Source organism: Janthinobacterium sp. SUN100 (genome assembly GCF_030397705.1).
In the GTDB taxonomy this organism is placed as follows: Bacteria; Pseudomonadota; Gammaproteobacteria; order Burkholderiales; family Burkholderiaceae_D; genus Janthinobacterium; species Janthinobacterium kumbetense.
This window is the reverse complement of the sequence record NZ_JAPUBU010000002.1, coordinates 438,710-457,769: the sequence shown is the minus strand read 5'-3', so window position 1 is coordinate 457,769 and position 19,060 is coordinate 438,710. Positions and strand designations below refer to the sequence as shown.

Sequence of the window (19,060 nt, the reverse complement as noted above, 5' to 3'; positions counted from 1 at the left end):
CTTAGCGGATGCGCATGCCAGGTTCGGCGCCTGGCCAAGGGTTCAGGATGTAGATGCCTGGATTGGCTTTCTCGTCGGCGCTTGATGCGGCCATGACCATGCCTTCGGAAATGCCGAACTTCATCTTGCGCGGCGCCAGGTTGGCCACCAGCACCGTCAGCTTGCCGACCAGCTCTTCCGGCTGGTAGGCCGAACGGATGCCGGAGAAGACATTGCGCAAGCGGCCTTCGCCCGCGTCCAGGGTCAGGCGCAGCAGCTTGTCCGAGCCGTCGACCAGTTCGCAGTTGACGATTTTCGCGATGCGCAAGTCGACCTTGAGGAAGTCGTCGATCTTGATCTCGGGCGCCAGTTCCTCGATGGCGGAGGCCGGTGTTTCAGCGACCGCTGCGGCGTCGTTCGCGGCATCGCCAGCCGGCGCCGCGATGGCGGCAGCTTGCGGTGCGTCAAACAGCGCTTCGATCATCTTCGCATCCATGCGCGTCATCAAGTGGCTGTAGGCGCCGATGGTACGGCCCAGCATGCTGTTCGAGACGGCGTCGCCGAACACTTGCGTATCGGCCCAGGTGAATTGCTCGTCGTTGAGGAACGAGGCCACGTTCTTGGCCACGCCCGGCAGGACCGGCGACAGCAGGATCGTCAACTGGCGGAACAGGATCAGGGCCGTCGTGCACACGTCGTGCAGTTCGGCTGTCTTGTCCGCATCCTTGGCGAGGATCCACGGCTTGTTTTCATCGACGTACTGGTTGGTGATGTCGGCGATTTCCATGATCTCGCGCAAGGCCTTGCCGAATTCGCGGTTCTCGAAGTGCGCGGCGATGCTGGCCTGGCGCTCGACGATGACGCCGTTGGCGTCCACCGTCAGCGCGCGGTTGATCCAGCTTTGCGCGCCTTCCGACAGCGTCGATGCCAGCTTGCCGTCGAAACGCTTTGCGATGAAGCCGGCGCAGCGGCTGGCGATGTTCACGTATTTGCCGATCAGGTCGCTGTTCACGCGGGCCACGAAGTCGTCGCCGTTGAAGTCCAGGTCTTCCACTTTCGAGTTCAGCTTGAAAGCGATGTAGTAGCGCAGCCATTCCGGGTTCATGCCCAGGTCCAGGTAGCGCAGCGGCGAGATGCCCGTGCCGCGCGACTTCGACATCTTTTCGTTGTTGACTGTCAGGAAGCCATGTACATTGACTTTCAGTTTGTCGATCACCGGGTGGCCGGCGAATTTCAGCATGGCGGGCCAGAACAGCAAATGGAAGGAAACGATGTCCTTGCCGATGAAGTGGATTTGTTCCGTGGCAGGATCGTTCAGCAAGGCGTCGAAATCGAGGCCTTTCTTGTCGCAATAGTTTTTCAGGCTGGCCAGGTAGCCGACCGGCGCGTCCATCCACACATAGAAGAACTTGCCCGGCGCATCGGGAATCGGGATGCCGAAATAGGGTGCGTCGCGCGAGATATCCCAGTCGGCCAGCTTTTCGCCCGCTTCGCCCAGCCATTCGCTGACCTTGTTGACCATTTCAGGCTGCAAGCGGCCTGGCGTGTTGAGCCAATCCTTAAGGAATTCGAAGCAGCGCGGGTCGGACAGCTTGAAGAAGTACTGTTCCGACGGCTTCATTACGGGCGTCGCGTTGGTGAACACGGAGAACGGGTTGACCAGGTCGGTCGGCTGGTAAGCGGCGCCGCACACTTCGCAATTGTCGCCGTACTGGTTCTTGGCGCCGCATTTCGGGCATTCGCCCTTGATGTTGCGGTCGGCCAGGAACATGCCCTTGACCGGATCGAAGAAGCGGTCGACGGTTTTCGTGACGATCAGGCCCGTATCGCGCAGTTTGCGGTAGATCGATTGCGACAGATCAACGTTTTCCGGCGAATCGGTCGAATACCAGTTGTCGAAGGCGATATGGAAGCCATCGAGGTACTGGGCGCGGCCGGCCGCGATGTTGGCGACGAATTGCTGCGGCGTAATGCCTTCCTTTTCGGCGGCGATCATGATGGGCGTGCCATGCGTATCGTCGGCGCCCACAAAGTGCACTTCACGGCCGGCTGCGCCATCGCGTTGCATTCGCTGGAACCGGACCCAGATATCGGCCTGGATGTATTCCATGATGTGGCCAATGTGAAAAGCGGCGTTTGCGTAAGGCAGGGCAGTGGTGACGAACAGCTTGCGAGTCATGATTGATGCACTTTTGGGATGGATAATAGGTCATTTTAACAGCGGAAAGGCAATATGAGCAGATGCAGCGCTGGCAAGTGATGCTTTTGCCGCCATCGCGCCATGCAAATTTGCGCTAGACTGCGCGTATTGCACATATGTAGTACACACGGAGATTTACATGAGCATCACAGTAGAAGACGTCAAGGCCGCGCTGGCCCAGGTTATTGATCCAAATACACATAAAGATTTCGTTTCCAGCAAAACCGTCAAGAATCTGAAGGTCGATGGCGATGATATTTCGCTCGACATCGAACTGGGCTACCCCGCCAAAAGCCAGATCGACCTGATCCGCAAATCCGTGTTGGCCGCCCTGCGCGTGCTGCCGGGCGTGGGCAACGTCAGCGTGGGCGTGTCGTCGAAAATCATTTCGCACACGGTGCAGCGCGGCTTGAAGCCGATGAGCAACGTGAAAAACATCATCGCCGTCGCTTCCGGTAAGGGCGGCGTTGGCAAATCGACCACGGCCGTCAACCTGGCCCTGGCCCTGGCGGCCGAAGGCGCCACCGTCGGCATGCTGGACGCCGATATCTATGGCCCGTCGCAGCCGATGATGCTGGGCATCAGCGGCCAGCCGAAGACCCTCGATGGCAAGAGCATGGAACCGATGGAAAACCACGGCCTGCAAGTGTCGTCGATCGGCTTCATGATCGATCCGGACGAACCGATGGTGTGGCGCGGCCCGATGGTCACGCAAGCCTTGCAGCAATTGCTGGACCAGACCAACTGGCGCGACCTCGATTACCTGATCGTCGACATGCCGCCTGGCACGGGCGACATTCAATTGACACTGTCGCAAAAAGTGCCCGTCACGGGCGCCGTGATCGTCACGACGCCGCAGGACATCGCGCTGCTGGACGCGCGCAAGGGCTTGAAAATGTTCGAGAAAGTCGGCATCCCGATCCTCGGCGTGGTGGAAAACATGAGCACGCACATTTGCTCGAACTGCGGCCATGCGGAAGAAATCTTCGGCGCCGGCGGCGGCGCGAAGATGTGCGCGGACTTCGGAGTGGAATTCCTCGGCGCCTTGCCGCTGACCATGGCGATCCGCCAGCAGACGGATTCCGGCACGCCGACCGTCGTGGCCGAGCCGGAAGGCCCCGTCGCCGTGATCTACAAGCAGATCGCCCGCACCATCGCGATCAAGGTGGCGGAAAAGGCGAAGGATATGACGAGCAAGTTCCCGTCGATCGTCATCAAAAACGACTAGTGGCTGGGTGGCCTTGCAAACCTACTGCGCAGCTCACTTTCGGGTCGGCGTTACTCACCGTACTAAAGTACGGTTGCGTTACTCAACCCGACATTGAGCTTGCTCGCTACGGTTTTCAAGGCCCCCGTGGCACTATTGGCTTAACTCTTCCCCGGCGCCACGACCGCCAGGAATATGGTTTCATGCAGTCCGTGTTGTTATTAAACAAGAGGAGACATCATGCAATTGACCACCGTATTCCTGCGCCAAGCCGCAGCCGTGATCGCGGGCAGCCTGCTGGCCGCCAGCGCGTTTGCGCAATCCGTCTCGTTCGTCGAGCCCGTCGATGGCGCGACAGTGAGCAGCCCGTTCAAAGTGAAATTTGCCGTCAGCGGCATGGACGTCAAGCCGGCCGGCGACATGACGGCCAAGACGGGCCACCATCATTTGCTCATCAATATGGGGCCGATGAAGGCGGGCGAGATGATACCCATGGACGATAAACATTTGCACTTCGGCAAAGGACAGACGGAAACGGACGTCACCTTGCCGCCGGGCCAGTACACCCTGACGATGCAGTTCGCCAACGGCGCGCACCAGTCGTATGGGCCGGAGTTGAGTAAAAGCATCAAGGTGACGGTCAAGTAAGCCAGGCAAATAAGCCAGGCAAATTCATCTGTTTCAGTAAAGGCCAGGTTCCAGCGATGGGGCCTGGCCTTTTTCATATTGTTGCCTCTTGTCATTATTGTGTCATATAGTCGGCGTATGCTGGCCGGTGGCCTAACTTTTGATGAGCGGATATGACGAAACAATTCTCCCTTTCCCGGCAACTGGCGCAGGCGCTGCTGTTGGTGGCTGGCGTGGCGGCGAGCCAGGTGCATGCGGCCAAGGCCGTTCCTGCTGTTTCTGCCGGTGCGGCGCAGCCGAAGCTGGTGGTGGTGCTGGTAGTGGACGGCTTGCCGCAAGAGCAGGTGACGCGCTACCGCGACCAGTTCGGCCAGGGCGGTTTCCGCCGCCTGCTGGAGCAGGGCGCCTGGTTCAGCGATGCGCACCAGGCGCATGGCATCACGGTCACGGCCATCGGCCACTCGGCCGTGCTGTCGGGCGCTTACCCTTACCAGCATGGCGTGATCGGCAATAACTGGATCGATCCCGTCACGAAAAAATCCGTGTACTGCACCGAAGACGGCAATTTCCATTACATCGGCGAAGACACGCAGCCCGACGACGGCACGGCGCCGACCAAGCTGCGCGTGAGCACCCTGGGCGACGAGTTGCGCTATTCCACGGGCGACAAGGCGAAGGTCGTCACGGTGTCGGGCAAGGACCGGGGCGCCATCCTGCTGGCCGGGAAAACGGGTACGGCGTATATGTACATGGAAAAGACGGGCAATTTTGCCAGCAGCACCTACTATATGCAGCAGCACCCGCAATGGGTGCAGCGCTACCAGGCCGCCAAACCGCAGGACCGTTATTATGGCAAGAGCTGGACGCCGCTGCTGGCCGATTCTGCCTATGCGCGCGATGCCCGCGATGATCTGGTGCCGGCCAAGCCGGGCACGCGCAACACCTTCCCGTTTGCCTATTACAGCGACAGCGGCAAGCTCGATGGCGAGTACTACAGCCGCCTGAAGGCCGGTCCCTTCCTCGATGAACTGACCCTGGAATTCGCCCGCGCCGCCATCGATGGCGAAAACCTGGGCCACAACCCGGCCGGCGTGCCCGATATCCTGGGCGTGAGCCTGTCCGCGCACGATTACGTGAATCACGCCTACGGCCCGGAAAGCAAGATGTCGCACGACCACCTGCAGCGCCTGGACCGCATGCTGGCCGGCTTCTTTGCCGACCTCGATAAAAAAGTCGGCATGGACAACGTGCTGGTGGTGCTGACGGCTGACCATGGTTTTGCCAACGTGCCGGAATTTGCCGAAACGCGGGGCTTCTCGGCCAAACGCATCGACGGCGCCAAACTGGTCGATGCCTTGAACCAGCACCTGGCGACTAACCTGGGTATCGATAAACTGGTGACGACGTCGTCGCTGCCGAATATCTACCTCGATTACGCGCTGGCGGAGAAGGGCGGCGTCAATCGCGCCGCCCTGGAAGACGCGGCGGCCCGCTTCCTGCTGCAGCAGGACGGCCTGGCGCAAGTCTACACGCGCACGCAGATGGAAACGGGCGCCGTTGCCACGCGCATGGACACCCTGATGCGCCGCGCCTGGAACCGCCAGCTGTCGGGCGACCTGATGGTCGTGACAAAGCCGGCCTGGTACTTCGGCAAGGGCGCGGGCGGCACTTCGCACGGCACGCCGTACACCTATGACACCAACGTGCCGCTGATGGTGTTCGGCCCCCGCTGGATCAAGCCGGGCGCCTATGGCCAGTATGCGGAAGTGGTCGATATCGCGCCGACCCTGGCGCACCTGCTGCGCATACGCCAGCCGTCGGCGTCGGAAGGGCGGGTGTTGATGGAGGTGGTGCGGTAGTTCAGGCATAGAGGTGTATCGTTGATGTAAAGGCCAGGCTTGCGTTTTCACGGAAGCCTGTTTTTTTTATTGATTTAAGAGTTGTAAGTCGACAAATATCAATAGGCACGCAAAGTTCTTGACGGATAGTGAAATTTCTTTATTTCACGATGAGGACGTCAATGAACAGTTCACTATTCAAATGTTGTTGTATGGCATTGATGTGGATTTTGCTGCCGGGGTGCGTCGTGCCACACTTCGATCATGCCTCATATGACTATTATTATGCCGTTCCCTTGAAGGCCGACAAGCCGTGGCTAAGTCTGAGCAACGGGCTTGATCTGCATGCCTATAACAAATGTGAACATAGTGAAGTGCCGCCAAAATGTGACCCGCCGGGTTTTTGGGTGATGGAGCGACCGCAGAAGCCGGATTGGCATGAGATAGGTCGCTACAGAGTGAGCGTGTGGCATCCCGGCAAGTTGCAGTTTCAACCAATGCTTTCGGCCTATGCCAACACGACGTATCGTGCAGTTAGTCTTGTTAAAGAAGAATCACGCAAAATATATTTGCTTCGGCCTGGGTTTGGCGGTGACGAGCGCCGATCACTGGAAGGAAACGACGCTGGTGTTGTTGCAATCGATTTGCGGCCAAACGCATTATGTAGCACGGATGAGCCTGTACCACGCCTTATTGTCTTTGATGCCGATAATATATGGGTATTTGCGGAGTATGAATCAGACTGCCGAAAGGATCTGCAGGCCGATTTCGCCCCGCTTGATATATTGAACTTTGAGGACAGCGATCAGTTTAATGCTATTTTGCGTAAACCGATGAAACTGTTTTACCTCAGCTCCAGCGTGGTAGGTCAGTCAGATTTTGGTCAACCGCGCACGGTTTTACGGGATGCTGATCTCCCGAATGAAAGTACGCGCAAGACCGTGCGCTTGTCCGAGGTCGTCCGATTACAGAGCACGATGTTCCGGCTTGAGACCACACCGGCGCCACCTCTGTTGCCAGTACCGGATTATCCCAATTTTTATTGTCACTACTCAGATACGGTTATTGGTTTGAGAATGATATTTTTTGATGGTGAGAAACCATACCCCGACCTTAAATATTGTCGGCCATTTCGCGGGAAATGACATAGGCTGCGTGCTTTACAGTAGCCAATCAATCGGCAGCACCGACAGTATCGCCACCCCCAGGCGCTTCCACACGCTGGCGCCCGGCTCCGTGTCGTAGCGCGTGCTGGCGCCGCTGGCGTCGCGGGCGATCCAGTACAGCGCGCCGTCGTCGCCCAGCAGTACCTGGTAGGCGCGCCGCGGGATGGTGGTGCGCATGGCTTGCCCCAGCTGGCTGGCCAGCGCGGGGCTGTCGATGACGAGGCCCATTTCCGTGTTCAACTCGATCGAGCGCGGGTCGAAGTTGAACGAGCCGACAAAGATGCGCCGGTCGTCGACGGCAAAGGTCTTCGCATGCAGGCTCGATGCGGAGCTGCCGAAGCGGCCCGGCTGTTCGCGCGCATCGCCGGCTTCCCACGAGCGGCGCGACTCGTACAGCAGCACACCCGCTTCCAGCAGCGGTTTTCTCCACTTCGCATAGCCCGCATGCACGGCCGCCACGTCGGTCGCTTCCAGCGCATTCGTCAGGATGCGCACGCCCACGCCTTTTCTTGCCAGGTCGGCAAAGGCCTGGGTGCCGGCTTTGCCGGGCACGAAATACGGCGACACCAGGTCCACTTCCTTTTCCGGCACGCCCAGCAGGTTTTTCAGGTTGTCCGCCACGCCCGTGCCTGGCCGGGCCTTGTCCAGCACCTTGGCCGGGTCGTCGCTGACCATGCGCGTCCTGGCCCATTCGAAGGGCAGGGTGCGCTCCATCATCTGCCGGACGAAGGGCGAGGTGCGCAGCGCCTGCACGTATTCCTCGGCTGCCTTGGTATCGTCGATGCGGTCCGCCTCGGCGGCGATGGTGGCCGCGTCGCCCTCGACAGGGCTGGTCAGCAGCAGGCTGGCGGGGTAGGCCGAGGCGCTGTTCCAGTAGCGGTCGAAATCGCGCGAAACGTCGTCGACGACGGGGCCGACGGCCAGCACGTCAAGGTCGGCGAACAGCACGTCGCCGGCCGCGCCAAAATATTCGTCGCCCACATTGCGCCCGCCGACGATGGTGGCCTGGTTATCGGCCGTGAACGATTTGTTGTGCATGCGCCGGTTGAGGCGGGAAAAATCGGTGGCAAAGGCCAGTGCGCGCGGCGCGCGGGGCATAAAGGGGTTGAACAGGCGGATTTCCAGGTTGTGCTGTTTGCCCAGCATCGCCAGGGTCTGGTCCAGGCCCGCCGTGTTGTTATCGTCGAGCAGCAGGCGCACGCGCACGCCACGCTCGGCCGCCTGGCGCAGGGCGTCGAACAGCAGGGTGCCCGTGATGTCCTTGTGCCAGATGTAGTACTGCACGTCCAGGCTGCGCTGGGCGGCGGCGGCCAGCAGGGCGCGCGCGGCAAAGGCGTCGCGTCCATCGGCAAGCGGGTAAATGCCGGACACGCCGGGATGCTGCGCCACCATGGGCGCAATGGCCGTGGCCAGCTGGGTGTGCTTTGTGTCGGCGATGACGCTGGATGCCACGCGGCCTTCCAGCGAAGGCAGCGAGGCGCAGCCGGCGAGGACGGCGGACAGCAGCAGTGGCAGCAGCAGCCGGGTGGCGCTGTGGAAGGGAAGTGCTTGGGCGGGCATGGCGGGCTTTCATCGGGTTGCCCCGATGTTAGCAGATGCGCATGCCCGCACGGGGCAAGGTGTTACAACTGTTCCAGCGCGATCAGCTCGGCCACCGTCTGGCGGCGGCGGATCAGGCGGGATTGTTCTCCGTCGACCAGGTATTCGGCCGCATGGGGGCGGCTGTTGTAGTTCGACGACATCGACGCGCCATACGCACCGGCGCCTTCGAAGACGACGTAGTCGCCCACCTGCGCTGCCGGTAGCAGCCGGGTTTCCACCACGCCGCCGTCGCGCTGGGTGAAGACGTCGCCCGATTCGCACAGGGGGCCGCCGACCACGGTGGCGCGCTGTGTGTCCAGTGCGCGGCCGTCATGCGCGATGACCGACATTTCATGGTAGCTGCCGTACATGGCAGGGCGCATCAGTTCATTGAAACCCGTATCGAGCAAGGTGAAGTGGTTGCCGCCCATTTGCTTGGTGGCGCGCACTTCGGCCACCAGCAAGCCCGCGTCGGCCACGAGGAAGCGGCCCGGTTCGATTTCCAGGTGCACGGGATGGCCCAGGTGCGCCTCGATCTGCTTGCGCGCCGCATTCCACAGCTGGAAGTAGTGGTCCGTGTCGACGGGTTGCTCGCCTTCGCGGTAGGGCACGGACAGGCCGCCGCCCGTGGAAATGGCTTCGATGTCGTGGCCCATGTTTTTCACCAGGTCGACCATGGTGCCGCAGACGGTTTCCAGGTGGCTGTAGTCGACGCCGGAGCCGATGTGCATGTGCAGGCCCACCAGGTGCAGGCCATGCGCGCGGATGACGGCCAGCGCCTCCGGCAGCTCGTCGTGCCAGATGCCATGCTTGCTGTTTTCGCCGCCCGTATTGGTCTTGTTGCTGTGGCCATGGCCATAGCCGGGATTGATGCGCAGCCAGACGCGGTGGCCGGGCGACACTGGGCCCAGCTGGCGCAGCATGTCGACGGAGCCGCAATTGACTTCGATCTTTGCCGCCGCCACGCGCGCCAGGGTGGCGCGGTCGAACAGGTCGCAGGTGAAGACCACGCCGGCGGCGCCATTCGTTTGCGCCGGCGCAAAGCCTGCCTGCAGCGCGCGCTCGATCTCGCCCAGCGAAACGGCGTCCACGTGCACGCCCGCTTCGCGCATCAGGGTCAGCAGGTGGATGTTCGAATTGGCTTTTTGTGCGAAGCGCACCGTGTCGAACTGCGCCAGCTGCGCGATGCGCGCGCGGATGGTGGCCGCGTCATACACCCACAGGGGCGTGCCGTGTTCCTGGGCGAGTTGGGCGAGGGTCTGGTCGGTGACGGGCTTCATCGTGTGCTTTCGGTGGAATGAGGAGATAGCGCATGATGGCTGATTGTACTTCGACTATAAAATATCTATTTGGGCCTACCTTATTCATTTATGATATGACCATGACTATCTCCCTGCGCCATATCGAGGTCTTTCGCGCCATCATGACGACGGGCAGCGTGACGGCCGCCGCCGCCATGCTGCATACGTCGCAGCCCACCGTCAGCCGCGAGCTGGCGCGCCTGGAACACTTGACAGGCCTGACCCTGTTCGAGCGCGAGCGGGGGCGGCTGCGCCCCACGGCCCAGGCGCTGCAGCTGTTCGAGGAAGTGCAGCGCGCGTATTTCGGCCTGGAGCGCATCGTCAGCACGGCGGCGGCCTTGCGCCAGTTCGACCAGGGGCAGCTGTCGATCGCCTGTCTGCCCGTGTTTTCCCAGTCGCTGCTGCCGCAGGCGTGCAAGCGTTTCGTCGCCGATTTTCCCAAGGTGAGCATCAGCATCACGCCGCAGGAGTCGCCGCTGCTGGAAGAGTGGCTGTCGGCGCAGCGCCACGATATCGGCCTGACGGAAGTGGGCAATGCGCCGCCGGGCACGGCGCTCGATACCTTGATGTCCGTCGACGAAGTGTGCGTGCTGCCCGACGGCCATGCGCTCGCCGGCAAGGCCGTGCTGCAGCCGGCGGACTTCGCGGGCCAGCCTTTCATCAGCCTGGCCGCCGTCGACCCCTACCGTCAGCAGATCGATGCCATCTTTGCGCAGGCGGGCGTGGAGCGGCGCATGGCGCTCGACACGCACAGCGCCGCCTCCGTGTGCGCGATGGTGCGCGAAGGCGTGGGGCTGGCCATCGTCAATCCGCTCACGGCCCTCGATTATGCGGGGCAGGGCTTGCAGATCCGCCGCTTCGGCGTTTCCTTGCCGTTCACGGTGAATCTCGTGAAACCTTTGCACCGGCCCCTGTCGCAACTCGTCGCCCTGTTCGAGCAGGCGTTGCATGCGCAGGCGGCGGAGGTGAAAAGGCGCTTGCTGCAGCTGTGACGGTGCTTGTGGAGCGGCGGCGGTCAACAGAGTAAAATGGCGTTTTACTTATTCAAGCCTGATTACTTCGATGACCACAACCGCTACTCCTGTCCGTACCCGTTTCGCTCCCAGCCCGACTGGCTATCTGCACCTGGGCGGCGCCCGCACCGCTTTGTACAGCTGGGCGTATGCCCGCCACTTCGGCGGCACCTTCGTGCTGCGCATCGAAGACACGGACGTGGAGCGTTCCACGCCGGAAGCCGTGCAAGCCATCATCGAAGGCATGAAGTGGCTGGGCCTGGACCACGACGAAGGCCCGTTCTACCAGATGCAGCGCATGGACCGCTACCGCGAAGTGGTGGCGCAGATGCTGGCCGAAGGCACTGCATATCACTGCTACTCGTCGCCGGAAGAAGTCGAAGCGATGCGCGAGCGCATGCGCGCCGCCGGTGAAAAGCCGCGCTACGACGGCACCTGGCGCCCGGAGCCGGGCAAGACCCTGCCGGCCGTACCGGCCGACCGCAAGCCCGTCGTGCGTTTCAAGAACCCGCTCGACGGCGACGTGACGTGGGACGACGTGGTCAAGGGCACGATCACGATTTCCAACCGCGAGCTGGACGACCTGGTGATCGCCCGCCCTGACGGCACGCCGACATACAACTTCTGCGTGGCCGTCGATGACTGGGACATGCAGATCACGCACGTGATCCGCGGCGACGACCATGTCAACAACACCCCGCGCCAGATCAACATCCTGCGCGCCATCGGCGCACCGCTGCCGCTGTATGGCCACCTGCCGATGATCCTGGGCGCGGACGGTGAAAAGCTGTCGAAGCGCCATGGCGCCGTCAGCGTGATGGATTACCCGGCGCAGGGCTTCCTGCCGGAAGCGATGCTGAACTACCTGGCGCGCCTGGGCTGGAGCCATGGCGACGATGAAGTGTTCTCGACCGAGCAGTTCTGCGAGTGGTTCAACCTGAACCACCTGTCGAAATCGGCGGCCCAGTTCAATAATGAAAAACTGGCCTGGCTGAACAACCACTATATCAAGCAGGCCGACAATACCCGCCTGGCCGACCTGGCGCGTCCGCAAATGGTCGCCGCCGGCGCCGTCTTCGAAGGCGCGCCGGACCTGGCGCAAGTGCTGGGCATGATGAAAGAGCGCGCCAACACCGTCAATGAGCTGGCTGCCGCCTCGATGCTGTTCTTTCGCGAACCGCAGCCGGAAGCGGAACTGGTTACGCAGCACATCACGGATGCCATCAAGCCCGTGCTGGCGCAGTTTGCCGAGCGTATCGCCACGGTGGAGTGGAGCAAGGAAGCCGTCGCCGCCATGATCAAGGAAGTGCTGGCTGCGAACACCATCAAGATGCCGCTGCTGGCCATGCCCTTGCGTTTGATCTTGACGGGCCAGCTGCAGACGCCTGCCATCGACCAGGTGGTGGTGATGTTCGGCCGCGAGACCGTGCTGGCGCGCCTGGCAAAGTGGCTGTAATCGCCGCGCCGAATTGAGCGTGTAAATACGGTGCGGAAACCTCCCCTATGAAAAGTTGCTCATAGACGAAAAAGGGTATTTGCAGAGTGAAACTTCTTTGCTATACTCTTGTTTCTGCACCAACGGGGGTATAGCTCAGCTGGGAGAGCGCTTGCATGGCATGCAAGAGGTCAGCGGTTCGATCCCGCTTACCTCCACCAGCAGCAAAACCGCAGTCAGGTTTTGTTAGTCGTTGAAGTGGTGCAGATATTGTTTGGAAGTTCCGCGGTCCCCATCGTCTAGAGGCCTAGGACATCACCCTTTCACGGTGAGTACAGGGGTTCGAATCCCCTTGGGGACGCCAGGTAGTTGTGGTATAGTAGTGGCAGTTGTTTGTACTGATTGTTGTAAGTTCAGGCCCGTAAAAAGCGGAATCTGGATGGAAAGCAAGTAGTGGAACAAAGTCGCCAAGTGCGGCTTTTATTATTTCTGCGCCCGGGGGGTATAGCTCAGCTGGGAGAGCGCTTGCATGGCATGCAAGAGGTCAGCGGTTCGATCCCGCTTACCTCCACCAACAGCGCAGAAGTAAGGTGGTAAAACTGTAGTACCGAGGTCCCCATCGTCTAGAGGCCTAGGACATCACCCTTTCACGGTGAGTACAGGGGTTCGAATCCCCTTGGGGACGCCAGTTCAGTCTGGTGTTGTAGTTGTAAAGAAGTAGCAGTGTTTCTGCGCCCGGGGGGTATAGCTCAGCTGGGAGAGCGCTTGCATGGCATGCAAGAGGTCAGCGGTTCGATCCCGCTTACCTCCACCAACAGCGCAGAAACAGGTGGTAAATGGAAATGAATAAATCAAAGTCGCCTTGAGCGGCTTTTTTTATTTCCGAAGCATTTGTTGTTATGCCTTTCAGGGAAGTATGGTTTAACTGTTGGGGTGTTTGTATGGCAGGCAAGAGGCGAGTGTTTGATCCCACTTGCGTTTGCCAATGGGGTGGAAATGGAAATACATCAAAGTCGCCTCGGGCGGCTTTTTTTGTACCTATTGGTTGCATGGGTATAACTGACAGTGATTTGCGGAGTGGTTACATTTGGCAGGCGGCTTGATTTCATCATGCCCGCGGATAAAAAATGGACCATTACACTGAGGAGACAGGATGCACCGCGTATTTGCCAGTTTTTTTCTTGCCGCTGTTATTCACGTTCCCGTGCACGCGGAGGCGTCGCCTGCGGCGAAATTCGATCCCGGTGCTCTGAAGTTGCAAAAGGGGCCGTTCAATGACGTGCTGGTGCTCGGTTCGCCCCATTTGGCGCAATTGCCAACATCGATTGATCCGTCTCAATTGAGCTTGCTCAACGAGCGCCTGGCGGGCTGGCGGCCGGATGCGATCGCGATCGAGGCGCTTTCCGGCTTGCAATGCGCTTACCTGCGCGCCTATCCGCAGCGCTATGACGATACGGTGAAAGCGTATTGCTATGATACTTCCGCCGCGCGGGCCGCCACGGGGCTCGATGTGGTAGCGGCCACGGCGCAGGCGGAGCGTTTGCTGGCCGCCTGGCCGGCGGCGCCGTCCGCCGCCCAGCGGCGCACATTGGCTTCCCTGTTCCTGGCCGGTGGCGAGCGTGCATCGGCGCTGGTGCAATGGCTGCGTCTGCCCGCGGATGAGCGGCGCGCCGGTGACGGCGTGAGCGAGTCCCTGGCCGCGAACCTCAATTCCCTGCTGGGGCAGCGCAACGAGAGTTATCAGATCGCTGCCGTGCTGGCGGCGAAGGGTGGGCACGAGCGGGTGCATGGCATGGATGACCATACGTCCGATATGCCTGTCGACGATGAAAAGGCGTATGCCAAGGCGATCAGGGCGGCCTGGAATAATTCCTCTTCGGCCGAGCGCAAGCGCATCCATGCCGGGTTTGAGGAGCAATGGAATACGCCCGCCGGTGTGCTGGCGATCTACCGCGCGTATAACGGACGCGCAGAGGCGGACCTGGCCTTCCGCGGCGACTTTGGCGCGGCGCTGGAAGAGCCGTCGCCGCAGCGTTATGGCCGCAACTACGTGGCATCCTGGGAGGTGCGCAACTTGCGCATGGCGTCGAATATCCGCGAAATCATGGCGGCGCGCCCGGGCATGCGCGTGCTGGTCATCGTCGGCGCATCCCACAAGGGCTACCTGGAGGCGTATCTGAATCAGATGCATGACGTGCGCATCGCCAATGCGGACGATATCTTGCGCTAAGGAATGCTTTTGCCGCGCCAGACGGTTGGCGCGGTTTCCCCCGCGTGTCTGGCGTACCGCCGCTGCCATATCTTCCTGCCATCATCCTGTCTCCATAGGGGGCGATGATACAAATAAGGTGGAAAAAAGAAGGCCAGCAGTTGATTTCGTGAATCGCTTCGTGTTAAACTTCGCGCACGCTTTTTTGAGGGGCTAAGCAAAGCCTTCAACGAAGAGTCCGCTGAGAGTAAAGCCAGCACAGGTCCCCATCGTCTAGAGGCCTAGGACATCACCCTTTCACGGTGAGTACAGGGGTTCGAATCCCCTTGGGGACGCCAGGATTTAGTTGTAAAGTAAGAGTGCAGTGCTGAATGGGCCTGACAAGTCAGGCTTTTTTTGTTTCTGCAATATTGCTGCAGTACCGGGTCAGGATGCAAATAGTGCATTCAGGACAGATTTCTGTCCCCATCGTCTAGAGGCCTAGGACATCACCCTTTCACGGTGAGTACAGGGGTTCGAATCCCCTTGGGGACGCCAGATTCGCAAGCAGTAACAGGTCGGGATGCGGAATAGTGCATTCAGGACAGATTTTCTGTCCCCATCGTCTAGAGGCCTAGGACATCACCCTTTCACGGTGAGTACAGGGGTTCGAATCCCCTTGGGGACGCCAGACCGGCTGAATCAGCCAACAAAAAAGCCGCCTGGTAACAGTGCGGCTTTTTTGTTATGGGCTGCCATGCCACATTTTTCTCTTCCCCTTTGAATATGCCATTAGCTACCGATCGCGCGCCAACCTTGGCCATCTTCTGCAAAGTCGTCGACAACTACGGCGATATCGGCATTTGCTGGCGCCTGGCGCGGCAGTTGAGCGGCGAGCATGGCGTGGCCGTCACCCTGTGGGTCGATGATTTGCCGAGTTTCCGGCGCATCTGCCCGGAAATCGACGTGACGGCGTCAGTGCAGCAGACCGGCGGCGTCACGGTGTGCCACTGGCGCGACCAGGAGGGCGCATTCGCGCCGGCCGACGTCGCCGACATCGTCATCGAATTCTTTGCCTGCGACATTCCTCCCGGCTATATCGCCGCCATGGCGCAATGCGCGCCGCATCCCGTGTGGCTGAACCTGGAAGGCTTGACGGCGGAAGAGTGGGTAGAGGGTTGCCACGCGCTGACGTCGCCGCGCCACGGCATGATCAAGCATTTCTTCTTTCCCGGCTTCACGAACAAGACGGGCGGCTTGCTGCGCGAAGCGGCGCTGGACGAGAAAAGGCTGGCGTTCCAGGCCGATGCGGGCGCCATGGCGGCATTCCTCGGGCAATTCGGCGTGACGGCGGCGGAAATGTCCGCCTTGAAAATATCGCTGTTCTGCTACCCGTCCGCCCCGGTCGCCGAGCTGTTTGCGGCCTGGCAGGCGGGCGGCGAGCCCGTGACGTGTCTGGTGCCGGAAGGCGTCGCGTTCGATGCCGTTCAGGCGTTTATCGGCGACGATGCGGCGCTGGCCGGTGCGGCGCGCACGCGCGGCGCGCTCACCGTACGGGTGTTGCCGTTCGTGCCGCAAGACGATTACGACCGCCTGCTGTGGGCTTGCGACGTCAATCTCGTGCGCGGCGAGGATTCCTTCGTGCGCGCGCAATGGGCTGGCCTGCCGTTTCTCTGGCATATCTATCTGCAGGATGAAAATTTGCATCACGTGAAATTGCGCGCCTTCCTGCAGCGCTATGCGGCCGATGCGGACGGCGCCATCGACAGCCTGGTGCAGGCGGCGCTGGCCTGGAATGGCGCCAGCGCGGATGCCTTGCCGTGGGCGCAGTTGTGGCCCGCTTTGCAGGCCGACCTGCCGCGCATCCGGGCGCGCGCGCAGGCCTGGCAGCGGCAGATGCAGGCCAATGGCGATCTGGCAAGTAACCTGCTGGCGTTCGCTGGCGCGACGAGATAGGCGCTTGCCAAAAATTAAGGTAAAATGCCCGGTTATTTCTAACGTATTTTTAACCGATCAAACGCAAGCTTGCGGCGCCGATGGCGCACAGGCGGCAGATGGTCTTCATGCAACCCACTTTTTACGTACATTCCTATGAAACCCGCAAAAGAAATTCGTGTTGGCAATATCATCATGGTCGACAGCAAGCCAATGATCGTGTTGCGTTCTGATGTCAACGGTTCGAGCCGCACGGGCTTCACCTACAAATGGAAGATGAAAAATCTTCTGACGAACACCCCGATGGAAAACGTGTTCCGCGGCGACGACAAGTTTGACGTTGTTGTTCTGGATAAAAAGCCAGTGACGTATTCGTACTTCGCCGACCCGCTGTTCGTGTTCATGGACACCGAGTACAACCAGTACGAAATCGAAGAAGAAAACCTGGGCGAAGCGCTGAACTACCTGAAAGATGGCATGGAATGCGAAGCCATTTTCTACGACGGCAAAGCAATCTCCGTTGAACTGCCTACGACCATCGCCCGTCAAGTGGTGTACTCGGAGCCAGCGGTCAAGGGCAATACTTCGGGCAACGTCCTGAAAGAAGCCAAGATCGAAAACGCCATCGACGCACACCGCCACACCGTGCAAGTGCCGCTGTTCGTGGCACAGGACGACGTCATCGAAATCGACACCCGTACCAACGAATACAAGCGTGTCGTACGCAACTGATAGATTCTTGCACTGCGCTGCGCGCATGGCCCGGCAGATGCCGGTCTGGTTTGCCTCAGTGCTGGATCACCAAGAAACGCTGCCTTCGGGCGGCGTTTTTTTTGCTTAAAAAATAATTCCCTTCAACAACAATTGTGTTGCAAGGACTGCTATGCTATGGCTACAACATTATTGCGGTAGAAACATTGAAGTTTCCTGGAGATAGCATGCAGCGCAGTCAGATGTTACGCAGTGGCGCGTCCCGGGGCGTGGCGCGTCCCGTATTGGCCCGTGCCACGGCGCCCGCCAGCCCCATGGCCCACCTGCTCGATGCGGGCGTGTTGCCGCAACAGCAGATGATGCAGGCGGGCAAACTCAGTTCCCATGCGCTGACGTCGCAGTACCTGGGGCGCATCCGTTCCCTGTGCAGCATCGGCGCGCGCGCCTATCCCGGCATTGAAATCAACCCCGATGCGCTGAAAATCGCCCTGGAAATGGACCGCGAACGGCAGGTGCACAAGGTGCGCGGCCCCTTGCACGGCATTCCCGTCGTCTTGCGCGACAATATCGCCACGGGCGACCGCATGAAGACGCGCACGCAGGCGCCCCTGGCCACGCATGCCAGCTGCGATTCCTTTGTGGCGGCGCGCTTGCGCGCGGCCGGCGCCGTCATTATCGGCAAAAGCAATTTGCGCCAATGGGCCGCCGTCAGCGTGCCGCATGCGAGTGCCAGCTGGGCCGGGCTGACCATCCTCGCCGTCGACAGCGCGGCGGACGGTTCCATCGTCGCGCCGGCTTCAAACTGCGGCCTGGTCGCCATCAAACCCACGGGCAGGACTGCCGCGGGGCAGGGCGGCGAGCCAGCCACGGCCGGACCGATGGCGCCCAGCGTGCGCGAGGCGGCCTGGCTGCTCGCGGCCCTGAGCGGCGAACGCCTGGCCGATGGCGTGGTGTTGGATGCCGCCGGCTTGCATGGGCGCCGCATCGGCGTGGCGCGCAGCCTGTTCGGCCTGTGCGCCGGGACCGATGCCGTGATCGGGCAGGCGCTGCTGGCGTTGTGCGAACAAGGGGCGGAATTGATCGAGATGCCGCCCGCGCCCGAACCCGGCGGCATCGAAGCGCTGCTGGACTCGCATAGCCTCGATGCGCTGGTGGGGCCCACCTGCCATGGTGTGGCGCAGGCGCCATCGGCCTTGCCGCACATCACGGTGCCGGCCGGCGTGGCCGGGGGCTTGCCGGTCGGCTTGTCCTTCATCGGCCCTGCGCACGGCGACATGCAACTCATCGCGATGGCGTATGCCTATGAGCAGGCGACTTTGCACCGGCGCACGCCAGCGTTGCCGTCGAGCATTACCCTGGCGTTGCGCCTGCCATGATGATTTTTTTCGTTTTCTTTCGATAAACTATGCTTGCAACCTTGCTGCTGACTGCGGCCGTGACGGCCATCCCGACTCCTTTTGATGCCGCGCAATTGTCTGGCAGCTGGTCCGACAGCGTCAATACGAATAGCGTTTGTGAAGAAGCGCGGCACTTTACGCGCATGCAGCTGTCTGACGATCATCAGCGGCTGGCGATCTTCAGCGACCGGACGTGGAAAAGCAAGCTGGGTGAAACCAACCGCTTTGCCGCGACGGTGGTGGCGGAAACGGAGCGCAGCCTGACTTTGCGCTATGACAATGAAACCCGCCTCAATGCCGCTGGCAAGCTGGTGGAGTGGCAGTTGATCATCGTCGCGCCCGGCGTGTACCGCTGGCGCGAGACGGGATGGGCGGAAGGCAAGGTCAACGGGGTCGTCGGTATCCGCTGTTCTCCCTGAGACGGGCGCACAAGCATGCCATTCTGCTATGCTGCCCGCATTACTGTATGCTTTTAGGAGATT

General features: G+C 60.8%; 14 protein-coding genes and 8 tRNA genes. 19 read left to right on the top strand and 3 right to left on the bottom strand.

The features are described from left to right. Position 1: 1 nt before the first annotated feature. A complete protein-coding gene (metG, locus tag O0881_RS14300; RefSeq protein ID WP_099664746.1) occupies positions 2–2,158 on the bottom strand; it encodes a methionine--tRNA ligase in 2,157 nt (718 codons plus the stop codon). A gap of 160 nt (positions 2,159–2,318) precedes the next feature. Here metG and apbC point away from each other — a divergent pair, with 160 nt between their 5' ends. The 4 genes from apbC (at position 2,319) to O0881_RS14280 (ending at position 6,996) form a co-directional block, all read left to right on the top strand. Next, positions 2,319–3,407, top strand: a complete 1,089-nt coding sequence (gene apbC / locus O0881_RS14295; RefSeq protein WP_034758315.1) for an iron-sulfur cluster carrier protein ApbC — start codon at positions 2,319–2,321, stop codon at positions 3,405–3,407. A 219-nt stretch (positions 3,408–3,626) separates the two neighbouring features. Next, on the top strand, positions 3,627–4,034 hold the full coding sequence (locus tag O0881_RS14290) for a DUF4399 domain-containing protein (protein ID WP_152257152.1): 408 nt from the start codon (positions 3,627–3,629) through the stop codon (positions 4,032–4,034). Positions 4,035–4,186: 152 nt separating this feature from the next. Beyond that, positions 4,187–5,872, top strand: a complete 1,686-nt coding sequence (locus O0881_RS14285; protein WP_289911854.1) for an alkaline phosphatase family protein — start codon at positions 4,187–4,189, stop codon at positions 5,870–5,872. Between the two features lie 191 nt (positions 5,873–6,063). Continuing rightward, a complete protein-coding gene (locus O0881_RS14280; protein WP_289911853.1) occupies positions 6,064–6,996 on the top strand; it encodes a hypothetical protein in 933 nt (310 codons plus the stop codon). Between the two features lie 15 nt (positions 6,997–7,011). On the opposite strand, the gene O0881_RS14275 is transcribed toward O0881_RS14280, so the two are convergent. Further along, complete coding sequence (locus tag O0881_RS14275) at positions 7,012–8,577, bottom strand: phospholipase D family protein (protein WP_289911852.1); 1,566 nt, start codon at positions 8,575–8,577, stop codon at positions 7,012–7,014. A gap of 62 nt (positions 8,578–8,639) precedes the next feature. Continuing rightward, positions 8,640–9,878 (bottom strand): diaminopimelate decarboxylase, encoded by a 1,239-nt coding sequence (gene lysA, locus O0881_RS14270; RefSeq protein WP_289911850.1) that lies wholly within the window; start codon positions 9,876–9,878, stop codon positions 8,640–8,642. A gap of 101 nt (positions 9,879–9,979) precedes the next feature. Here lysA and O0881_RS14265 point away from each other — a divergent pair, with 101 nt between their 5' ends. From O0881_RS14265 to O0881_RS14195, 15 genes are all read left to right on the top strand, one after another. Continuing rightward, complete coding sequence (locus O0881_RS14265) at positions 9,980–10,891, top strand: LysR family transcriptional regulator (protein ID WP_099668160.1); 912 nt, start codon at positions 9,980–9,982, stop codon at positions 10,889–10,891. A gap of 70 nt (positions 10,892–10,961) precedes the next feature. Continuing rightward, positions 10,962–12,368, top strand: coding sequence for a glutamate--tRNA ligase (gltX, locus tag O0881_RS14260; RefSeq protein ID WP_289911849.1), 1,407 nt, complete (start codon positions 10,962–10,964; stop codon positions 12,366–12,368). Between the two features lie 124 nt (positions 12,369–12,492). Next, positions 12,493–12,568: transfer RNA gene (locus tag O0881_RS14255), tRNA-Ala, on the top strand. A 67-nt stretch (positions 12,569–12,635) separates the two neighbouring features. Further along, positions 12,636–12,711 (top strand) — tRNA-Glu (locus tag O0881_RS14250). A gap of 134 nt (positions 12,712–12,845) precedes the next feature. Next, positions 12,846–12,921 (top strand) — tRNA-Ala (locus O0881_RS14245). A 38-nt stretch (positions 12,922–12,959) separates the two neighbouring features. Then, positions 12,960–13,035 (top strand) — tRNA-Glu (locus O0881_RS14240). A 50-nt stretch (positions 13,036–13,085) separates the two neighbouring features. After that, positions 13,086–13,161, top strand: a tRNA-Ala gene (locus O0881_RS14235). Positions 13,162–13,500: 339 nt separating this feature from the next. Then, positions 13,501–14,577, top strand: a complete 1,077-nt coding sequence (locus O0881_RS14230) for a DUF5694 domain-containing protein (RefSeq protein WP_289911847.1) — start codon at positions 13,501–13,503, stop codon at positions 14,575–14,577. 241 nt (positions 14,578–14,818) lie between these two features. After that, positions 14,819–14,894: transfer RNA gene (locus O0881_RS14225), tRNA-Glu, on the top strand. A 123-nt stretch (positions 14,895–15,017) separates the two neighbouring features. Beyond that, a tRNA-Glu gene (locus O0881_RS14220) sits at positions 15,018–15,093 on the top strand. 57 nt (positions 15,094–15,150) lie between these two features. Beyond that, positions 15,151–15,226, top strand: a tRNA-Glu gene (locus O0881_RS14215). Between the two features lie 95 nt (positions 15,227–15,321). Continuing rightward, positions 15,322–16,491 carry an elongation factor P maturation arginine rhamnosyltransferase EarP gene (gene earP / locus O0881_RS14210; RefSeq protein ID WP_289911846.1) on the top strand — a complete coding sequence of 390 codons (1,170 nt, stop codon included), beginning with the start codon at positions 15,322–15,324 and terminating at the stop codon, positions 16,489–16,491. A gap of 135 nt (positions 16,492–16,626) precedes the next feature. After that, positions 16,627–17,202 (top strand): elongation factor P, encoded by a 576-nt coding sequence (locus tag O0881_RS14205; RefSeq protein ID WP_034758247.1) that lies wholly within the window; start codon positions 16,627–16,629, stop codon positions 17,200–17,202. Positions 17,203–17,408: 206 nt separating this feature from the next. Then, complete coding sequence (locus O0881_RS14200; protein WP_289911843.1) at positions 17,409–18,557, top strand: amidase family protein; 1,149 nt, start codon at positions 17,409–17,411, stop codon at positions 18,555–18,557. Between the two features lie 29 nt (positions 18,558–18,586). Then, positions 18,587–18,997 (top strand): hypothetical protein, encoded by a 411-nt coding sequence (locus tag O0881_RS14195; protein ID WP_251351828.1) that lies wholly within the window; start codon positions 18,587–18,589, stop codon positions 18,995–18,997. The last annotated feature ends 63 nt before the right edge of the window (positions 18,998–19,060 follow it).